Below are 354 nucleotides of genomic sequence, written 5' to 3'. Positions count from 1 at the left end.
GGATATCAACTGGAACAATAACAAAAAGATTGTCATCGTCAAAGCCAGGAGGACTGATATCGACGTTGGAGAAATCCGGCAGCAGTGTCCGGTACTTACCGGATCAGACCAGATGGCCACAGTAACCCTAAACAACTTGGGCAGCAGGGCAGAGACTTTCAAGATCAGCTATTATGCCGGAGGCAGCAGGCTGCGGACCGAAACCGTAACTTTGGAAGAGGGTGGTTCGGCGGACCGGTCTTTCAACTGGACGGCGCCGCAGCAGGCAGGCAGTATCGAACTGAAGGTTGTCGCCGACCCGGAGAATCAGCTTAAAGATGTCAACAGAAATAACAACACCGCAGTTAAAACGGT

1 protein-coding gene is annotated in these 354 nt (G+C 51.7%); it reads left to right on the top strand.

What is annotated here, in order from left to right; translation table 11 throughout:
* Positions 1–354, top strand: a 354-nt coding sequence (locus Ga0451573_RS19030; protein WP_331459450.1) for a CARDB domain-containing protein, incomplete at both ends; no start/stop codon positions are given.

Source organism: Phosphitispora fastidiosa (assembly GCF_019008365.1).
Classification (GTDB): Bacteria; Bacillota; Thermincolia; order Thermincolales; family UBA2595; genus Phosphitispora; species Phosphitispora fastidiosa.
This window is presented reverse-complemented; position numbering and strand designations above follow the sequence as displayed.